The following is a 17989-nucleotide window of genomic DNA, read 5'->3' as shown; positions in this document are numbered from 1 at the left end:
GCTATGACAGGAGGTCGCAGTGTTACTGCGCAATATCGATTTGAATTTGTTGGTCGTACTGGACGCGCTGCTCACGGAAAAACACGTGACCCGCACCGGGCTTCGCTTGCATCTGAGCCAGCCGGCCATCAGCCATTCGCTGAATAAACTCAGGGTCTTGCTCGACGACCCGTTACTGATTCGTCAGGGCAACGAGGTGGTGCTGAGCGCGCTGGCGCAAAATCTTCAGGCGCCGCTCAAAGACATCTTGGGGCAGATCGAAACATTGCTCGGTCAGTCCATCGACTTTGTACCAGCGGACTCTCAGCGTACTTTTCGCGTGGCAATGTCCGATTACGGCGCCGCGATCGTGTTGCCAAAATTGCTGGTGCAACTGCGAACACAGGCACCGGGCACCTCCTTGGTGGTCATTCAGGACAGCCGTCTCGGCATGCTTGAGCAAATCGAGCAAGGCAAGATTGATCTGGCCGTGGGCGTGTTTGCTGCGCTGTCTGCGGACGTCAGCAGTGATGTGTTGTTTGAGGAAACCTTTACTTGCCTGCTCAATCGGCGTTCGCTCCCTGAAAATGGCGTGCTTGATCTGGACAGCTATCTGGCTCGCCCGCACGTGTTGGTTTCAATGGATGGCAACACTCAGGGTGAGGTCGACAACGTGTTGCGCAGCCAGGGATTACAGCGCCGAGTGGTGGTCAATGTGCCGCATTGGGGCACCGCGCCGGGGATGATTGCCGACACTGACCTGATTCTCACCGTGGCCACCCGCACGCTGGATAACGTGCCGTTGGGCGACACATTGGTGGCGTTGGCGCCGCCGTTGACGGTTGCGCCGTTTAACTACGTGCAGGTCTGGCACAACCGTTTTAATCAAGACCCAGCCCATCGCTGGCTGCGTGAATTGGTCAAGCAGGTGAGCAAACCATCAGCCCCGTGACGCAATCACAAACCCGGCCAGCACCACGCTCACCCCAATAATCTTTTGCACGCTTGGCGTGTGCCTTGGCAGCCCGAGCCAGCCAAAGTAATCAATGACCAGCGAAATAATCAGCTGGCCGACCACCACCGCCATGATGAAATTAAGCGCCCCCAGACGCGGCACGGTAACCAGTGCAACGGTGATGTAAAACACCCCGGCCAGCCCGCCGAACCAGACCCACCAAGGCCCGCTCAACAGGGCGCCAAGGTTGGGGCGGGGCACTTTGACAATTAGCATCACCAGCGCAATGGCTACACCACTGACCAGCAAAGAAATAACCGTGGCCCAAAACGGATGCCCCAGCAGCACGCCTGTTCGGGCGTTACTGCCGCCTTGCAGGGGCACGGCAAAACCTGCAAACAGGCTCAAGACAACGGCAATAAAAAGCGGCATGAAACAAGGCCTCCAATGTTTGAACCGTTGTACGGCGAATGCGTGCAGGCGGCCAATTCGATGTTCTGATGCACGGTATTCGCGGGGTCGATGGCCTTAAGCTGAGCCCCGGGTTTACAATCGCCGCTCCTGTCTGGAGTACTGCTTGTGCTGACCCATTTAGATTCTCAAGGCCGCGCCAACATGGTTGATGTCACTGATAAAGCAGTGACATCCCGCGAGGCAGTGGCCGAAGCCGTGGTGCGAATGCGTGCTCAAACCCTGGAAATGATCGTCAGCGGTGGGCACCCCAAGGGTGATGTGTTTGCCGTGGCGCGAATTGCCGGCATTCAGGCCGCGAAAAAAACCTCTGATCTGATCCCTTTGTGCCACCCGCTGATGCTTACCAGCGTCAAAGTTGAACTCAGTGCCCAAGGCACTGACGCGGTGCGCATTGTGGCGCGCTGCAAATTGGCCGGGCAGACCGGTGTCGAGATGGAAGCGCTGACAGCTGCCAGCGTGGCGGCCCTGACCATTTATGACATGTGCAAAGCCGTTGACCGTGGCATGACCATCGAAACCGTACGCTTGCTGGAAAAGCTCGGCGGCAAGAGCGGGCACTTTCAGGCAGACGCGCCATGAAACTTCAGGTGATGTTTTTTGCCCGCTACCGCGAAGCATTGGGGCTGGATGCACTTTCGGTTGAGGGCTCGTTTACGTGCATCGAACAACTGCGTTCGCATCTGGTGCAACAAGGCGGCGCCTGGCAAGTACTGGCCGAACCCAACCTGATGTGTGCGCGTAACGAAGAACTGTGCAAACTCGATGAGCCTTTGGCCGAGGGTGACGATGTGGCGTTCTTCCCGCCTGTGACCGGAGGCTGAACATGGCCATTCGCATTCAGACCGCCGCGTTTGATCCGGGCGCCGAAACCAACGCCATGCACGCAGCTAATACGGGCGTTGGCGCCGTGGTGACATTTACGGGCTATGTGCGCGACTTCAATGACGGGCGCGACGTGGCGGGAATGTTTTTGGAGCACTACCCGGGCATGACTGAAAAAGCCTTGGGCAAGATCGTGCTGGAAGCCGGGCAACGTTGGCCCTTATTGAGGCTACAAGTGATTCACCGGGTCGGGGCGTTGGAGCCGGGCGAGCCGATTGTATTTGTCGGCGTGGCCAGCGCGCATCGTCAGGCGGCATTCCAAGCCTGCGACTTTGTGATGGACTACCTGAAAACCCGTGCTCCGTTCTGGAAGAAAGAACACACCGCAGATGGCCCGCGCTGGGTAGAAGGTCGTGCCAGCGATCATGCGGCGGCAGATCGCTGGGTATAGTTGCTCGCTTGAGTTCGGCTTTTGAGCAATCGCGAATAAATACATACCATTCCTACGTCAATAGGCGAATTGGCCTACGCGTGTATTGCCACTCTATCCGTTAGCGTTCACCTCTTTTCTTTGGGGCCACCTTTTTCTAAAGCGTGGCCTTTTTGTTTGAGGAGCCACGGATGCTCACGCCTGCTCGATCCCCCCGTTTCAGCCTTGCCATTCACGCCACGCAACATGCGTTTCATGTGCTCGGATTCACGGGCGATGAAGCCATCAGCACCCCGTATGCGTTCGATGTTCAGTTGGTCAGTGATCGCGCTGATCTGGATATTGAAGCGTTGCTGCATCAGCCTGCCTTTTTAGCCTTTGATGAGCAGGGTTCAGGTGTTCACGGGCAGATCTCCCGCATTGGCATGAGCAGCCCTGGCACACGGCTGACTCACTACCATCTGACGCTTGTGCCGTCTTTAACCTACTTGGGTTATCGCACTAACCACCGCATTTTTCAGAATATGACCGTGCAGCACATCATCGAGAAGCTGCTTAAAGAGCACGGCATTCTCAGTGACGCCTACCTGTTTAGCTCATTCTCGACCTACCCACCTCGGGAATACTGCGTGCAATACGGCGAGTCCGATTTGCACTTCATTCAACGCCTGTGCTTTGAAGAGGGTTTTCACTACCACTTTCGGCATTCTCCCGACGGCCATGTGCTGGTTTTCGGCGATAAACAGCAGGCGTTTACCGGGTTGGAACATCCAACACCTTACGTACAGCGCTCAGGCATGGTGGCTAAACACGCCGCTATCAATCGCTTTGAATTGAGTCTGCACACCCAGACCAATCACACCGCCCACCGTGATTACGATTTTGAAAAAGCCAGCTGGACGCTACAAGCCAGCCGTCGCGTTAAACGCAACGAACCCATACTCGAAAGCTACACCTACCCCGGCCGCTTCAAGCAAACGGCTCACGGCGAGCGCCACAGTCAGCGCGCTTTGGAGCACCATCAAACGGGCTATCAACAGGTTAATGGCCACAGCGATCAACCGACCTTGCGCAGCGGTTACCTGCTAACCATGACCGAACACTCGACCCCGGCATGGAATACCGACTGGCTACTGACCCACGTCCATCACGAAGGTAAACAGCCGCAAGTGCTGGAAGAGTACGCACCCAGCGTGCCGTCGAAAAACGTGGACGGCTTTACCCAAGGCTACCGCAACACCTTTAGCGCCATCCCCGAGGACATGACCTACCGCCCACAAAAGGTTTTCGACAAGCCACGCATGCTCGGTAGCCAAACTGCTCGTGTGACCGGGCCTGCGGGCGAAGAGATCCATTGCGATAAATTCGGCAGGGTTCGGGTCAAGTTTCATTGGGATCGCAGCGCCATCGACAACGACAAAAGCAGCTGTTGGCTGCGAGTGGCCTCAAGCTGGGCGGGCGATCATTTTGGTGCGATGACCCTCCCCAGAGTGGGTATGGAAGTGTTGGTTGATTATCTGGAAGGCGACCCGGATCAGCCGATCATTGCCGGGTGCCTGATCAACAGCCTTAACCCGGCGCCCCTCGACCTGCCCGCCAATAAAACCCAAAGCGTACTGCGCAGCCGCAGCACACCGGGCGGGGGCGGCTACAACGAACTGCGCATCGAAGACCGCAAAGGCCAGGAGCAAATCTACCTGCATGCCCAGCGTGACATGGAGCAAATCGTCAAAAACGACAGTCGCCTGCAAGTGGGGGGTGAGCACCGAACCCTCATCACCGGCAACAGCGTGACGGTGCTTGAAGCCCAAGATCAACGCACCGTCACGGGCGATCGAAAAACGCAGCTCAACGCCAGCGATCACTTACAGGTGGCAGCCAGCAGCCACACCAGCGTGGGGCAAGTGCTGGTCGCTGAGGCGGGGCAAGACATTCATGTAAAGGCCGGCGCGCTTGTGGTGCTGGAGGCGGGTTTCATGATCACCCTGATGGCGGGCGGCCAACACTTGGTGATCAGCGCGGCGGGTATCTATAGCAGCAGCCCGATTTTATTAGGTGGCGTGCCCATGCCGGCGACGCCAGCGGCTCCGTTGTTGCCGGGCCAGGTTGGGCATGTGTTAACGGCACAAGATCTGCCCACGTCTATTGCCCCCTCACAACTGGCGCTGATGACGATGACCAAGGCCATTGATGCAGACATTTGTCCGGTGTGCGAAGCCTGCAAAAACGGCTTGTGCCTACCTGAAGGAGCGCAGCAATGAGCGCTGTAATGCCTGAACAATGGATTGAGATGCAGCGTCGCCAAGGGCATGACGTGTGTTTAGTGCTGGATGCTCTGAACGAGAAGCGTGCCCAACAGGCGCTGTTGAGTGAGCGCGCTTACGAGCGTTATTGCAGCGTTTACAGCCAAACAGCGGTAGCAGAACTGGCCCATGCAGGGCCATGCTTGATACTGCTCGGCCCCGATGACAGGGAGTGTTTGAACGAACTGCTTAATGCTCCCGAGCGCCACTGGGGCTGGCTGACCAGTATTGCGCGGGGTGATTTACCCGCGTTGCTGAAGCACTGGCGCGAACGTTTTTTAATCGGTACACGACCCAACCAAGGGTTGTACCGCTTTCAGGACAACCGCGTGTTGACCCGTGCCCTTGAGTATTTGCTCCCAGATGCACTGCCGGCCTTTCTCGGCCCCACTCTCAGCGCCTGTTACTGGCAGGGGCAATGTTGGGCCGTGACCGACAACCCAGCCCCCGGCCACTACCCGCTGCCAGATACGCCGGGCTGGTTGCACGTGCCCATGCCTTCAGCTACTGCGGCGCACATTCGCGAGGCCAACGCCCGGCGTTTTTTGCTGGAGCAGCATCAGCAGGCATTTTTGCGCCTTGGTGCACAACGCCCGTCTCAGGCGTGGATCCGCCAACAACGGGAATTGGCTGACACATGGGGCTGGTTAGCTTCAGAGCAGTTGGAGTTTTTATTGAGCCACAGCCTGAAATATCCCTCGTTTGAACTGCCGGTTCAATGGCACCCGCGCGCGCAAGAAACCCCAACCGAACACTTTGAACGAATAAACCAAACCGCCAGATTCTGGGCAGGCGAGGGTGCCCTATGAAGCGGCTTATTCAATATGCCGGTTTGATAATGGGTATTTACTTGCTCACCAGTTGCTCTTGGGGCAAGCCAAACACCTTCACTTTTACCGTGGATATGCCACCGGGGTTTAGATATAGGGCGATTGTTATTTATGTGCCTGCGCCGGGGGAGACCTGTACGGTGCCCAAAAAATACAATAAAGCTCCAGTGTTCAATGACTGGTGGCGGGAAAATTATAAACCTGACTCCGAAATTGTAATTCGCAAAATCCGCAATGGATGCCCATTGGTGGTCTATAACATCAAACTCGAGATGTTTGCGAAATATGGAGAAGATAGGGGCGATTATGGTGTTGGCAGAGCTCAGGTGGTTATCAAAGAAAAGCTGGATGCAATTGATACGGAAACTTTTGATGCTACGGGGGAAAGTGTTTTTTACGGTGAGTGTGAATGGCTGTTTAGAACATCAGGTTCAAAACGCCGACTTGCTAAGCTGCTAAGTTGCAAAGATGTGAACGTTGGCCGTCCATCAACCCGTGGCGGCCCTGTTGCAGGCTATACCCTAGATCAATTGCCGGGCAAAACGGTAAAAATGAAAATTAACTTGGCGAAAGAAGAAAGGTCTGCCATCGGTGATACGTGGGTGAAGGTCGAAAATGGATGGAAGCGTTGTATGGGGGATAACTTTGAAGATCAATATGCTTTTTGTAATGGTAATTATAAAGACTTCAGTTCTTTCATAATGCCGGATGGCAAGCAATGTACTGTTTATCCGGGGTGTACCGAGTGAAGGGCATAGTCAGAAAACGATGGATTGTGTGCTGTGCGCTGGCCAGTTGTGCTGTGCTTGCGGTCGGCTGGTATTTAAGAGAGCCAAATACCTTCACTTTTACCGTGGATATGCCACCGGGATTTAGATATAAGGCGATTGTTATTTATGTGCCCGCGCCGGGGGAGACCTGTACGGTACCCAAAAAATACAATAAAGCTCCAGTGTTCAATGACTGGTGGCGGGAAAACTATAAACCTGACTCCGAAATTGTAATTCGCAAAATCCGCAATGGATGCCCATTGGTGGTCTATAACATCAAACTCGAAATATTCGCGACGTATGGAGAGGATAGAGGAGATTTTGGTGCTGATTGGGCTCAGGTGGTTATTAAGGAAAAGCTGGATGCAATTGATACGGAAACTTTTGATGCTACGGGGGAGAGTGTTTTTTACGGTGAGTGTGAATGGCTGTTTAGAACGTCTGGGAAAACGCGAGTGCTCAGAAAGCTATTGAATTGCAAAGATGTGAACGTTGGCCGTCCATCAACCCGTGGCGGCCCTGTTGCAGGCTATACCCTTGATCAATTGCCGGGCAAAACGGTAAAAATGAAAATTAACTTGGCGGAAAATGAAAGGCCGTATATGGGGGATACGTGGGTGGAATTTCCTAATGGTTGGAAGCGCTGCATGGGTAAAGGGTTTGAAGATCAATATGCTTTTTGTCGGGGTAACGAAAAAGATTTTAGCCACTTCATGATGCCGGATGGCAAACAGTGCACTATTTATCCGGGGTGTACCGAGTGAAGGGCATAGTCAAAAAACGATGGATTGTGTGCTGTGCGCTGGCCAGTTGTGCTGTGCTTGCGGTCGGCTGGTATTTAAGAGAGCCAAACACCTTCACTTTTACCGTGGATATGCCACCGGGGTTTAGATATAGGGCGATTGTTATTTATGTGCCTGCGCCGGGGGAGACCTGTACGGTGCCCAAAAAATACAATAAAGCTCCAGTGTTCAATGACTGGTGGCGGGAAAATTATAAACCTGACTCCAAAATTGTAATTCGCAAAATCCGCAATGGATGCCCATTGGTGGTCTATAACATCAAACTCGAGATGTTTGCGAAATATGGAGAAGATAGGGGCGATTATGGTGTTGGCAGAGCTCAGGTGGTTATCAAAGAAAAGCTGGATGCAATTGATACGGAAACTTTTGATGCTACGGGGGAGAGTGTTTTTTACGGTGAGTGTGAATGGCTGTTTAGAACGTCTGGGAAAACGCGAGTGCTCAGAAAGCTATTGAATTGCAAAGATGTGAACGTTGGCCGTCCATCAACCCGTGGCGGCCCTGTTGCAGGCTATACCCTTGATCAATTGCCGGGCAAAACGGTAAAAATGAAAATTAACTTGGCGAAAGAAGAAAGGTCTGCCATCGGTGATACGTGGGTGAAGGTCGAAAATGGATGGAAGCGTTGTATGGGGGATAACTTTGAAGATCAGTATGCTTTTTGTAATGGTAATTATAAAGACTTCAGTTCTTTCATGATGCCGGATGGCAAGCAATGTACTATTTATCCGGGGTGTACCGAGTGAAGGGCATAGTCAGAAAACGATGGATTGTGTGCTGTGCGCTGGCCAGTTGTGCTGTGCTTGCGGTCGGCTGGTATTTAAGAGAGCCAAATACCTTCACTTTTACCGTGGATATGCCACCGGGGTTTAGATATAGAGCGATTGTTATTTATGTGCCTGCACCGGGGGAGACCTGTACGGTACCCAAAAAATACAATAAAGCTCCAGTGTTCAATGACTGGTGGCGGGAAAATTATAAACCTGACTCCGAAATTGTAATTCGCAAAATCCGCAATGGATGCCCATTGGTGGTCTATAACATCAAACTCGAAATATTCGCGACGTATGGAGAGGATAGAGGAGATTTTGGTGCTGATTGGGCTCAGGTGGTTATTAAGGAAAAGCTGGATGCAATTGATACGGAAACTTTTGATGCTACGGGGGAGAGTGTTTTTTACGGTGAGTGTGAATGGCTGTTTAGAACGTCTGGGAAAACGCGAGTGCTCAGAAAACTATTGAATTGCAAAGATGTGAACGTTGGCCGTCCATCAACCCGTGGCGGCCCTGTTGCAGGCTATACCCTAGATCAATTGCCGGGCAAAACGGTAAAAATGAAAATTAACTTGGCGAAAGAAGAAAGGTCTGCCATCGGTGATACGTGGGTGAAGGTCGAAAATGGATGGAAGCGTTGTATGGGGGATAACTTTGAAGATCAATATGCTTTTTGTAATGGTAATTATAAAGACTTCAGTTCTTTCATAATGCCGGATGGCAAGCAATGTACTGTTTATCCGGGGTGTACCGAGTGAAGGGCATAGTCAGAAAACGATGGATTGTGTGCTGTGCGCTGGCCAGTTGTGCTGTGCTTGCGGTCGGCTGGTATTTAAGAGAGCCAAACACCTTCACTTTTACCGTGGATATGCCACCGGGATTTAGATATAAGGCGATTGTTATTTATGTGCCCGCGCCGGGGGAGACCTGTACGGTGGGTACTAAAGATAATAAAGCGTCGGCGTTTAATTATAAGTGGTGGAAAGATTATAAGCCTGATATTGAAATCGAAATTCGGCGTGTGCGTAATGGCTGTTCATTGGTTGTGTATAACATAAAGTTAGAGATGTATGCGGTGTATGGTGGGGCGTGGTTGGATTTTGGTGCTGATTGGGCTCAGGTGGTTGTTAAGGAAAAGCTGGATGCAATTGATACGGAAACTTTTGATGCTACGGGGGAAAGTGTTTTTTACGGTGAGTGTGAATGGCTGTTTAGAACGTCTGGGAAAACGCGAGTGCTCAGAAAGCTATTGAATTGCAAAGATGTGAACGTTGGCCGCCCATCAACTCGTGGCGGCCCTGTTGCAGGCTATACCCTTGATCAATTGCCGGGCAAAACGGTAAAAATGAAAATTAATTTGGCGGAAAAAGAAAGGCCGTATATGGGGGATACGTGGGTGGAATTTCCTAATGGTTGGAAGCGCTGCATGGGTAAAGGGTTTGAAGATCAATATGCTTTTTGTCGGGGTAACGAAAAAGATTTTAGCCACTTCATGATGCCGGATGGCAAGCAGTGCACTGTTTATCCTGGGTGTACAGAGTAAGGGTAGGAGAACGTGATGGTTTCTGCGGAAAAACAAGATAATGATTTCAACAATCGAATGCTTTCATGCCCTTTACAAGTTAAAGAAACCAGTTTTCAACTGGTAGATGAGTTTGGTTTGGGACAGCCTTACGCTGAGTTAGTGTATGAAGCTATTGATTCGGAAGGATTCAAGTACAGTGGTTTTTTAGATTCGGCAGGAACAGGGACGGTACGTGATCACTTTGCAGGGCCTATTGCCGTAACGATGTTGTCGTCATATCAAGGTGTAGATGACTACTACAGTGCATTAATGATTCGAGAATATTACCCCCTACAAATTACCGAACTTCAGGTCAGGGCCGAACAAACCCGTTATATCAATAAAGATGGCAGGCGCACTCAAGATAATCCGGTGCTGGGGCTTGTGAACACGGATTACTGCCAAATTGAAGTACGGCATTTGGTTGAGCATATGTCTCATTTGCCGCCTAAAGTTAAGTGTTATTACCCTCCGAGCCCGGGGGCGCGAGAGGTGATGGGGAAGCATGGCCTGCGGGGAGTTTGTATAGCCGGCAGTCGGCATACGGTATTGCAAGTGCGGCCGCTGCGGGCATTACGCCCCATGTTGTCGACGGACCCAGAGTTTTGTGCGCTCAACCTATACCAGTTAGCACTGATGGCCACATTAAGTTACTGCCCATTTGGTCAAGCCCCAGACCAGCATCCGATTGAAACGCCCAGTGTCACCTTTGGCCAAGCTCCTAGTTCGGGCAATTGGTTTGCTGATGGGCTGGCCAAGTTTGAGGAACTCTGGCAAGTGGATGCCGGGCAGGCACAGGCCTTTTACCCGCTGTATGAAGACGTTGCTTATTCCAAACGCTTTGAAATTGCTCCGTTTGATCCCGTGTTGTACCCGGACAACAACCCACAGTTAGGCCCTGATCAGGAAAGCCCCTCTAAAATCCATTTTCTGGATGATCGTGGCGATGTTGACGAGACCGACACCCAGGCGTTCGCCACCCATAACGATGAAATCATCCTGATTGCAGTGCGTGGTACCAGCGAGCTATTGCCGGATGCACTGCGGGATATCGATGCTTTTCAGGTGGCTTTTGAAGAGGGAGCTGGCTCTGTTCATCGCGGGTTTTATGAGGCAGCAAAAGTGGCTTCAACTTTTGTGGGTAAATACCTGGAAAAATTCTACTCCGGCCAAAAACTACTAATCTGCGGCCACAGCCTTGGTGGGGCCATCGCTTTTTTGCTGTCGGAGATGCTACGCCGTAGACCTGAGGAGTACGACATTTTGCTCTACACCTACGGTGCGCCACGGGCAGGGGATGCAAGCTTTGTGGAGGCGGCCAAACCCTTGGTGCATCACCGCATGGTCAATCACAACGACCCGGTGCCTAGCGTGCCAATGACCTGGATGAAGCTAAAACCTGCCGATTTTATGCCGGGGGCAGGGATTCTTATCCGTAATGTGCCGGTGCAGTTCGCCGCTTTTGTGGCCAATACGGTCAACTGGGAGGGCGACCCGTATGCCCATCATGGGAACTTGCAGCACTTTTTACCGGTGGATTTCGGCGGCGGTGAGGTTTCACATATTTTGTGGGCACCGGGCTGTGAAACGCTGGCCCAGCATGCGGCCTGCACGCTGGCGCTTGAGCAATATGAAGGGCTGCCCGCACGGGGTGGGTTAGGCAGGCAGTTGTTGGATGCGGGCAATCACTCAATGACCGGAGGTTATGTGCCGTGCAGTTGGGCAACGCTCAAGCGCTGGCAAGAAGCCATGACCGCCAAGCGCCCACGAGTGACCAGTCTTGAGCTGGAATGGGTCGATGAAATGTTGGCGCGGGTTGAAGCGCAACTGGAACAAAGGCGCAGTTGGCTAAAGCAGCAGGCGCATCCTTATGTGCGTGCTTCCCAGTCAGCGGTCGATAGCCTGCGTCGGGAAGTGTCGAAGATAAAAGAGACTCGCGACCGCCTACACACGCTGGGCTATAAAGCGCTTCAAGCGGGGGACGTGTATGGCACGCATGCCGCACACCCTGAACCCCTGGCCGAGAATGTAGAGCGTTGGGCAGCTCACCCCGAAAACCAGCGTATAGAACAGTTGGCGATGGCGCCCAAGGGCATATCGGCGGCTGAAATGTATGCCTCGTTCGGCACCCACGTTGTCGGCGCGCCCTATGCGGGTGACATTCTGGACTTAGTCTAAATATCAAAGGCTGCGGCGCAGGCCTTGTGTAGGCCCGAGCCTGCTCATGTCTTGCTGGCGCCCAAAAATCAGGCTGTTTCGGTTGGGTCCAGCGGCTTGCGCACTGCGCGCACGACCGGGCGCAGCAGTTCGGTCGGCGGTGTTTCGCAGCTGATCTTGCGACCCAGCAGGGCTTCGATTGACGGCAGTTGGTACGAGTCATCTTCACCGGCAAAACTGATCGACACGCCGCTGGCACCGGCCCGGCCTGTACGGCCAATGCGGTGTACGTAGTCGTCAGGCACTTCAGGCAGGGTGAAGTTGATTACGTGGCTGATGCCGTCGATGTGAATGCCGCGGCCTGCCACGTCGGTGGCTACCAGCACGCGAACCTTGCCTTCACGGAAGCCTTCGAGGGTTTTGATGCGTTTGTGTTGCGGCACGTCGCCAGACAGTTGCGCGGCGTTGATGCCGTCGCGTACCAAGCGCTCTTCGATACGTCGCACTTCATCTTTGCGGTTGGCGAACACGATCACGCGTTCCCAGCCGTTGTCGTTGACCAAGTTGAACAGCAATTTGTACTTGTCTGCCCCCGCGACAGCGTAAACGTGTTGCTCAACCAGTTCGTTGGCGACGTTTTGCGCTTCGATTTCGACGATGGCCGGGTCAGTGGTCCATTGCTTGGCCAAGTTCATCACGTCTTCGGTAAAGGTCGCCGAGAACAGCAGTGTTTGGCGCTCGGCTTTGGGTGGCGTCTGGCGAATGATCTGGCGTACTTGCGGGATGAAGCCCATGTCGAGCATGCGATCGGCTTCGTCGAGCACCATCACTTCAACCATGTCCAAATGCACTTCGCCGCGCTGGTTGAAGTCCAGCAAACGGCCCGGTGTGGCCACCAGAATGTCGCAATGACGGGCTTCAAGCTGTTTGAGCTGCTTGTCGAAGTCCATGCCGCCCACGAACGTCATGACGTTGAGGTCGGTGTATTTGGTCAGGTCGGCAGCGTCTTTGGCGATTTGCACCACCAGCTCGCGGGTGGGCGCAATGATCAACGCGCGTGGCTCACCCATGTAGCGCTCTTTGGGCGGCGGGGTTTGGGTCAACTGGCTGATGATCGAGATCAAAAAGGCGGCGGTTTTACCCGTGCCGGTTTGAGCGCGGCCAATGGCATCGCGGCCGCTCAGGGTGTAACCCAGCACTTGTGCCTGAATCGGCGTGCAATAAGGAAAGCCCAGATCTTGAATGGCGTGCATCAGCTCAGGGGCGAGCTTGAAGTCGTGAAAGCGGGTTTTGCCTTCTTGTGGCTCTACCACGAAGTCTTCGAGTTTCCAGGGAATGATCGGTGGTTTTGGGGCCACTTCACGCCGTGGTTTGGCAACTTTTGGTTTTTCGGCGCGCACCGGTTCTGGTGCGGGCTGTGCGACGGGGGTGGTCACCGGCGCTTGAGCAGGAGCAGAACGGCCAGGCTGTTGCGCGTCGGCACGCGGGCTGGGGGTGTTCGCAGGTGTCGAGGAAGCTGGCGCGAGCGGCTCAGCCTCGCTTTTACCGAATATTTTTTTGAGTGCTTTGAGCACGGTCATCTCATCAGTTGGTTAAGGAGTGTACGCCGGGCAGTGTAATGCAAGTCGCGTGCTCGGCGTAGTGAGCGGCCCTATGTTTCGGTATTAGCCCAGATGTTTGGTCAACCAAGCGCCGATGTCGCGGATTTCTTCCGGTAACACTTCGTGACCCATTGGGTATTCCTGCCATGTAACGGTCACACCCAACCGTTTCAAGTGTTCATAGGCCGTACGACCCATAGCGTTTTGGACTACATCGTCGTACTGACCATGCAGACACAAAGCCGGGGTTCGCTGCTGGCTGGCAGACAACTCCAGCTCATTACTGAATGTGGGGGCGTAAGTGGAGAGGGCAAGTACGCCACCCAAAGGCCCCTGCCATTTCAAATACGCGGTGTGCAGTACCACGGCGCCGCCTTGTGAAAAACCGGCCAAAAAGATCCGGTTGCTGTCGATACCGCTCTGGCGCTGGGCTTCGATCAAGGCAATGACGCTGTCGGCTGATTCATTGAGCTCATCTTCACTGATCGAACGCGCCGGGCTCATGGCTTTGATGTCGTACCAGCTAGGCATGGCATATCCGCCATTGATCGTCACCGCACGGGTCGGCGCCTGAGGCAAAACAAAGCGCGTGCTCATTAATGACTCTTGCAGCGCTTCGGCCACTGGCAAGAAGTCATAGCGGTCGGCACCCAAGCCGTGGAGCCAGATAACACAAGCGTCTGCGGGCTTTTGGGGTTCGATAATCAAAGGTGTGTGCATGGCTGCTCCATCGTTGTGCGTGCGCGCAGTTAGGGTGCGCGACAAGTGTGCATATTCGCGGACTTATTGAAGGTGATGCCGTGTGCTTGAACGATTCTTCTGAAAACACAGGGGTGAATCGCTTCTGAGGCCACAGTGGTACGCGCTTTGCTATGTGTACAGGGAGGTAAAGGCGCTCACCTACGGCGGTAACACTAACAGGCAACTGCCGAGGTGGGGCAGCAAAAAGCTTCAGGGTGAAGTTTGACAAGGAGTTCAGCAGCTCAAGTGAGCGCTTCAGTTTGAAGGTTAGTGCGATGCACCCATCGCTCAAGGCTTATGCCGCTTGACCCAATAAAAAGCCAACACGGGTCAACAGTGCCTCACAAGGGGGCGGCGGGTCTTGTTCAAACACAATAAAAGCAAAACTGGAGGTTTGAATGAAGCAGTTGAAATCCACCTTGGCGTTAGCCACCGCAGCGATCATGTTGAGCATCAGTGGTGTTGCTCATGCCGGCGCGACATTGGACGGGGTTAAAAAGAAAGGCTTTGTGCAGTGTGGTGTCAGTGATGGTTTGCCGGGCTTTTCGGTGCCCGACAAAGACGGCAAGATTTTGGGGATCGACGCCGACATTTGCCGCGCCGTGGCCGCTGCTGTTTTTGGCGACGCCACCAAGGTCAAGTTCAGCCAGTTGAACGCCAAAGAGCGTTTCACTGCACTGCAATCGGGCGAAATTGATGTGCTGTCGCGTAACACCACTTGGACCAGTTCGCGTGACGCAGGCATGGGCATGGTGTTTGCCGGTGTGACGTATTACGACGGCGTTGGTTTTTTGGTGAATAACAAGCTGGGCGTAAAAAGCGCCAAAGAGCTGGACGGCGCAACCATCTGCATCCAGGCCGGGACTACAACTGAACTCAACGTGTCGGATTACTTTCGGGCCAATAACCTTAAATACACCCCCATTACCTTCGACACCTCGGATGAAAGCGCCAAGTCGCTAGAAAGCGGGCGCTGTGACGTGCTGACCTCGGACAAATCCCAGCTGTATGCACAGCGCAGCAAGTTGGCCAACCCAACGGACTACATCGTTTTACCAGAGACCATCTCTAAAGAGCCACTGGGCCCAGTGGTGCGTAAGGGGGATGAAGACTGGTTCAGCATCGTCAAGTGGACCTTGTTCGCGATGCTCAATGCTGAAGAAGCAGGCATCACCTCCAAAAACGTAGTGGCCGAAGCTAAAGCCACTAAAAACCCTGACGTTGCCCGCCTGTTGGGCGCTGACGGTGAGTACGGCAAAGACCTAAAGCTGCCTAAGGACTGGGTGGTGCAAATCGTCAGCCAAGTGGGTAACTACGGCGAAGTGTTTGAGAAGAACCTTGGCAAAGACACACCGTTGCAAATTGACCGCGGGATGAACGCCCTGTGGAACAACGGCGGCATTCAATACGCACCACCTGTGCGCTGATGGTCCTTTCACCCGGTAGGCCAACTGCCGGGTGATGTTGTTCTGATCCAATTTTTCAGGGGCACTTCATGCAGACTAAAGTCAGCGCACCCAAGCTGGGGCTTAGCCTTGGCGATCCACGTGTGCGTGCGTGGTTATTTCAAATCGTCACCATTGTGTTGGTGGTGTCGTTGGGCTGGTACTTGTTCAATAACACCCAGACCAATTTGCAACATCGAGGCATTACCTCAGGCTTTGATTTTTTGGAGCGCAGTGCCGGCTTTGGCATCGCGCAGCATTTGATTGATTACACCGAATCGGACAGTTATGCCCGCGTCTTTGTGATTGGCCTGCTCAACACCTTGCTGGTTTCGGTGATTGGTATCGTACTGGCGACTGTTTTGGGCTTCATCATCGGCGTGGCGCGTTTGTCGTCGAACTGGATGATCAGCAAGCTGGCCACAGTTTACGTTGAGGTTTTTCGCAATATTCCCCCGTTGCTGCAAATCCTGTTCTGGTACTTCGCCGTGTTTTTGACCATGCCGGGGCCGCGCAACAGCCACAACGTTGCTGACACCTTCTATATGAGCAGCCGTGGCTTGAACATGCCTGCGGCCATCGGGACTGACGTTTTTTGGCCATTTGTTGTCAGCGTGCTGCTGGCGATTGCGGCTGTTGTGTTAATGGCGCGCTGGGCCAAAAAGCGTTTTGAGGCCACGGGCGTGCCGTTTCACACCTTTTGGGTTGGTCTGGCGCTGTTGCTGGTCATTCCCGGGCTGTGTGTGCTGATTTTGGGCGCGCCAGTGCATTGGGAAATGCCCGAACTCAAGGGGTTTAACTTTGTTGGCGGTTGGGTGCTGATCCCCGAACTGCTGGCGCTGACCATTGCGCTCACGGTTTATACGGCGGCTTTTATTGCCGAAATCGTGCGTTCGGGCATCAAGTCGGTCAGTCATGGCCAAACCGAAGCTGCGCGTTCGCTGGGGCTGCGCCCTGGGCCGATGTTGCGCATGGTGATCATCCCGCAAGCGCTACGGGTCATCATTCCGCCGTTGACCAGCCAATACCTGAACCTGGTGAAAAACTCGTCGCTGGCGGCGGGCATCGGTTATCCAGAGATGGTTTCACTGTTTGCCGGCACGGTGCTGAACCAGACCGGGCAAGCCATTGAGGTCATCGCCATCACCATGAGCGTGTACTTGGCCATCAGCATCAGCATTTCGTTGTTGATGAATTGGTACAACACGCACATTGCGCTGATCGAACGATGAGGACGCGACCATGACGACACATGTTTTTAAACCCGACATGCCGCCGCCCGGTAACCGCATCGGCATTGTGGCTTGGGCTCGGGCCAATCTGTTTTCCAGTTGGCTTAACACGTTGCTCACCCTGTTTGCGTGTTATTTGGTTTGGCTGATTGTGCCGCCGCTGCTGAACTGGATGATCTTTGACGCCAATTGGGTGGGCACCACCCGCGCCGACTGCACCAAAGAGGGCGCTTGCTGGGTGTTTATCCAACAACGCTTTGGCCAATTTATGTACGGCTATTACCCGTCCGAGTTGCGTTGGCGGGTGGACTTGACGGTGTGGCTGGCGGTGATCGGCGCAGCGCCGCTATTTATCTCGCGCTTTGAGCGCAAGGCAATTTACGGGCTGGGCTTTTTGGTGGTGTACCCGATTTTGGCCTACAGCCTGTTACATGGCGGTTATTGGGGGCTGACCAGTGTGGCCACCAGCCAATGGGGCGGCTTGATGCTGACCTTGGTGATCGCCACGGTGGGCATCGCAGGTGCATTGCCACTGGGTATTTTGCTGGCGCTGGGTAGACGCTCTGACATGCCGGCCATTCGCGTGGTGTGTGTGACGTTTATTGAGTTCTGGCGTGGTGTGCCGCTGATCACAGTGCTGTTTATGTCATCGGTGATGCTGCCGCTGTTTCTGCCCGAAGGCATGAACTTCGACAAGCTGCTGCGGGCCTTGATCGGAGTGATCTTGTTCCAGTCGGCCTATGTTGCCGAAGTGGTGCGCGGTGGCTTGCAGGCCATTCCCAAAGGCCAATACGAAGCCGCAGCGGCAATGGGTTTGGGTTATTGGCGCAGCATGGGGCTGGTGATTTTGCCCCAGGCCTTGAAGCTGGTAATCCCCGGCATCGTGAACACCTTTATTGCCCTGTTCAAGGACACCAGTCTGGTGATCATCATTGGCCTGTTCGACCTGCTTAACAGTGTCAAGCAAGCCGCGGCTGATCCCAAGTGGCTAGGCATGGCGACCGAAGGCTATGTGTTTGCAGCGTTGGTGTTCTGGATTTTCTGTTTTGGTATGTCCCGCTACTCCATTCATTTGGAGCGCAAGCTGGACACTGGCCACAAGCGTTAGGA

General features: G+C 53.9%; 18 protein-coding genes. 15 read left to right on the top strand and 3 right to left on the bottom strand.

Annotation, left to right across the window (positions count from 1 at the left end; all coding sequences use genetic code 11):
- Positions 1-19: 19 nt before the first annotated feature.
- Complete coding sequence (locus ACZRJQ_RS18285; protein ID WP_463979736.1) at positions 20-931, top strand: LysR family transcriptional regulator; 912 nt, start codon at positions 20-22, stop codon at positions 929-931.
- Here the strand turns inward: ACZRJQ_RS18285 and ACZRJQ_RS18280 are convergent.
- A complete protein-coding gene (locus ACZRJQ_RS18280; protein ID WP_463979735.1) occupies positions 920-1366 on the bottom strand; it encodes a DMT family transporter in 447 nt (148 codons plus the stop codon). The two genes, ACZRJQ_RS18285 and ACZRJQ_RS18280, sit on opposite strands and share 12 nt — an antisense overlap.
- Positions 1367-1513: 147 nt before the next feature.
- On the opposite strand from ACZRJQ_RS18280, the gene moaC reads away from it, so the two are divergent.
- The 11 genes from moaC (at position 1514) to ACZRJQ_RS18225 (ending at position 11881) form a co-directional block, all read left to right on the top strand.
- Positions 1514-1987, top strand: a complete 474-nt coding sequence (gene moaC, locus ACZRJQ_RS18275; protein WP_463979734.1) for a cyclic pyranopterin monophosphate synthase MoaC — start codon at positions 1514-1516, stop codon at positions 1985-1987.
- Positions 1984-2229 carry a MoaD/ThiS family protein gene (locus tag ACZRJQ_RS18270; RefSeq protein WP_463979733.1) on the top strand — a complete coding sequence of 82 codons (246 nt, stop codon included), beginning with the start codon at positions 1984-1986 and terminating at the stop codon, positions 2227-2229. The genes moaC and ACZRJQ_RS18270 overlap by 4 nt, the downstream gene beginning before the upstream one ends.
- Before the next feature lie 2 nt (positions 2230-2231).
- Positions 2232-2681: a molybdopterin synthase catalytic subunit MoaE gene (gene moaE, locus ACZRJQ_RS18265; RefSeq protein ID WP_463979732.1), complete on the top strand. Its 450-nt coding sequence runs from the start codon at positions 2232-2234 to the stop codon at positions 2679-2681.
- Between the two features lie 170 nt (positions 2682-2851).
- On the top strand, positions 2852-4921 hold the full coding sequence (locus ACZRJQ_RS18260) for a type VI secretion system Vgr family protein (protein ID WP_463979731.1): 2070 nt from the start codon (positions 2852-2854) through the stop codon (positions 4919-4921).
- Positions 4918-5772 carry a DUF4123 domain-containing protein gene (locus tag ACZRJQ_RS18255; RefSeq protein WP_463979730.1) on the top strand — a complete coding sequence of 285 codons (855 nt, stop codon included), beginning with the start codon at positions 4918-4920 and terminating at the stop codon, positions 5770-5772. The genes ACZRJQ_RS18260 and ACZRJQ_RS18255 overlap by 4 nt, the downstream gene beginning before the upstream one ends.
- On the top strand, positions 5769-6542 hold the full coding sequence (locus ACZRJQ_RS18250; RefSeq protein WP_463979729.1) for a hypothetical protein: 774 nt from the start codon (positions 5769-5771) through the stop codon (positions 6540-6542). The genes ACZRJQ_RS18255 and ACZRJQ_RS18250 overlap by 4 nt, the downstream gene beginning before the upstream one ends.
- Entirely contained in the window at positions 6539-7327 is a 789-nt protein-coding gene (locus ACZRJQ_RS18245; RefSeq protein ID WP_463979728.1) for a hypothetical protein, read from the top strand. The genes ACZRJQ_RS18250 and ACZRJQ_RS18245 overlap by 4 nt, the downstream gene beginning before the upstream one ends.
- A complete protein-coding gene (locus ACZRJQ_RS18240; RefSeq protein WP_463979727.1) occupies positions 7324-8112 on the top strand; it encodes a hypothetical protein in 789 nt (262 codons plus the stop codon). The genes ACZRJQ_RS18245 and ACZRJQ_RS18240 overlap by 4 nt, the downstream gene beginning before the upstream one ends.
- On the top strand, positions 8109-8897 hold the full coding sequence (locus ACZRJQ_RS18235) for a hypothetical protein (protein ID WP_463979726.1): 789 nt from the start codon (positions 8109-8111) through the stop codon (positions 8895-8897). Before ACZRJQ_RS18240 ends, ACZRJQ_RS18235 begins: the two co-directional genes overlap by 4 nt.
- On the top strand, positions 8894-9682 hold the full coding sequence (locus ACZRJQ_RS18230) for a hypothetical protein (RefSeq protein ID WP_463979725.1): 789 nt from the start codon (positions 8894-8896) through the stop codon (positions 9680-9682). The genes ACZRJQ_RS18235 and ACZRJQ_RS18230 overlap by 4 nt, the downstream gene beginning before the upstream one ends.
- Positions 9683-10285: 603 nt before the next feature.
- A complete protein-coding gene (locus tag ACZRJQ_RS18225) occupies positions 10286-11881 on the top strand; it encodes a lipase family protein (RefSeq protein WP_463979724.1) in 1596 nt (531 codons plus the stop codon).
- Between the two features lie 68 nt (positions 11882-11949).
- On the opposite strand, the gene rhlB is transcribed toward ACZRJQ_RS18225, so the two are convergent.
- Both rhlB and ACZRJQ_RS18215 read right to left on the bottom strand, forming a co-directional pair.
- Positions 11950-13440, bottom strand: a complete 1491-nt coding sequence (rhlB, locus tag ACZRJQ_RS18220; RefSeq protein WP_463979723.1) for an ATP-dependent RNA helicase RhlB — start codon at positions 13438-13440, stop codon at positions 11950-11952.
- Between the two features lie 84 nt (positions 13441-13524).
- Positions 13525-14181 (bottom strand): alpha/beta hydrolase, encoded by a 657-nt coding sequence (locus tag ACZRJQ_RS18215; RefSeq protein ID WP_463979722.1) that lies wholly within the window; start codon positions 14179-14181, stop codon positions 13525-13527.
- Positions 14182-14600: 419 nt separating this feature from the next.
- Here ACZRJQ_RS18215 and ACZRJQ_RS18210 point away from each other — a divergent pair, with 419 nt between their 5' ends.
- The 3 genes from ACZRJQ_RS18210 (at position 14601) to ACZRJQ_RS18200 (ending at position 17987) form a co-directional block, all read left to right on the top strand.
- The gene (locus ACZRJQ_RS18210; protein ID WP_463979721.1) at positions 14601-15629 is read left to right on the top strand and encodes an amino acid ABC transporter substrate-binding protein; all 1029 of its coding nucleotides are present in this window, start codon (positions 14601-14603) and stop codon (positions 15627-15629) included.
- Between the two features lie 68 nt (positions 15630-15697).
- Positions 15698-16879 carry an amino acid ABC transporter permease gene (locus ACZRJQ_RS18205; protein WP_463979720.1) on the top strand — a complete coding sequence of 394 codons (1182 nt, stop codon included), beginning with the start codon at positions 15698-15700 and terminating at the stop codon, positions 16877-16879.
- Positions 16880-16889: 10 nt separating this feature from the next.
- Positions 16890-17987: an amino acid ABC transporter permease gene (locus ACZRJQ_RS18200; protein WP_463979719.1), complete on the top strand. Its 1098-nt coding sequence runs from the start codon at positions 16890-16892 to the stop codon at positions 17985-17987.
- Positions 17988-17989: the final 2 nt, after the last annotated feature.

This window comes from Pseudomonas sp. E315 (assembly GCF_055406205.1).
Note: the sequence above shows the minus strand (reverse complement) of the source record. Positions and strands in the feature narration are given on the sequence as shown.

What these genes read in the sequence shown, in the direction of transcription:
- ACZRJQ_RS18280 (WP_463979735.1), bottom strand. Translation starts at nt 1,366, where the DNA reads ATGCCGCTTTTTATTGCCGTTGTCTTGAGCCTGTTTGCAGGTTTTGCC.
- ACZRJQ_RS18270 (WP_463979733.1), top strand. Translation starts at nt 1,984, where the DNA reads ATGAAACTTCAGGTGATGTTTTTTGCCCGCTACCGCGAAGCATTGGGG.
- moaE (WP_463979732.1), top strand. Translation starts at nt 2,232, where the DNA reads ATGGCCATTCGCATTCAGACCGCCGCGTTTGATCCGGGCGCCGAAACC.
- ACZRJQ_RS18260 (WP_463979731.1), top strand. Translation starts at nt 2,852, where the DNA reads ATGCTCACGCCTGCTCGATCCCCCCGTTTCAGCCTTGCCATTCACGCC.
- ACZRJQ_RS18255 (WP_463979730.1), top strand. Translation starts at nt 4,918, where the DNA reads ATGAGCGCTGTAATGCCTGAACAATGGATTGAGATGCAGCGTCGCCAA.
- ACZRJQ_RS18250 (WP_463979729.1), top strand. Translation starts at nt 5,769, where the DNA reads ATGAAGCGGCTTATTCAATATGCCGGTTTGATAATGGGTATTTACTTG.
- ACZRJQ_RS18225 (WP_463979724.1), top strand. Translation starts at nt 10,286, where the DNA reads ATGTTGTCGACGGACCCAGAGTTTTGTGCGCTCAACCTATACCAGTTA.
- rhlB (WP_463979723.1), bottom strand. Translation starts at nt 13,440, where the DNA reads ATGACCGTGCTCAAAGCACTCAAAAAAATATTCGGTAAAAGCGAGGCT.
- ACZRJQ_RS18215 (WP_463979722.1), bottom strand. Translation starts at nt 14,181, where the DNA reads ATGCACACACCTTTGATTATCGAACCCCAAAAGCCCGCAGACGCTTGT.
- ACZRJQ_RS18210 (WP_463979721.1), top strand. Translation starts at nt 14,601, where the DNA reads ATGAAGCAGTTGAAATCCACCTTGGCGTTAGCCACCGCAGCGATCATG.
- ACZRJQ_RS18205 (WP_463979720.1), top strand. Translation starts at nt 15,698, where the DNA reads ATGCAGACTAAAGTCAGCGCACCCAAGCTGGGGCTTAGCCTTGGCGAT.
- ACZRJQ_RS18200 (WP_463979719.1), top strand. Translation starts at nt 16,890, where the DNA reads ATGACGACACATGTTTTTAAACCCGACATGCCGCCGCCCGGTAACCGC.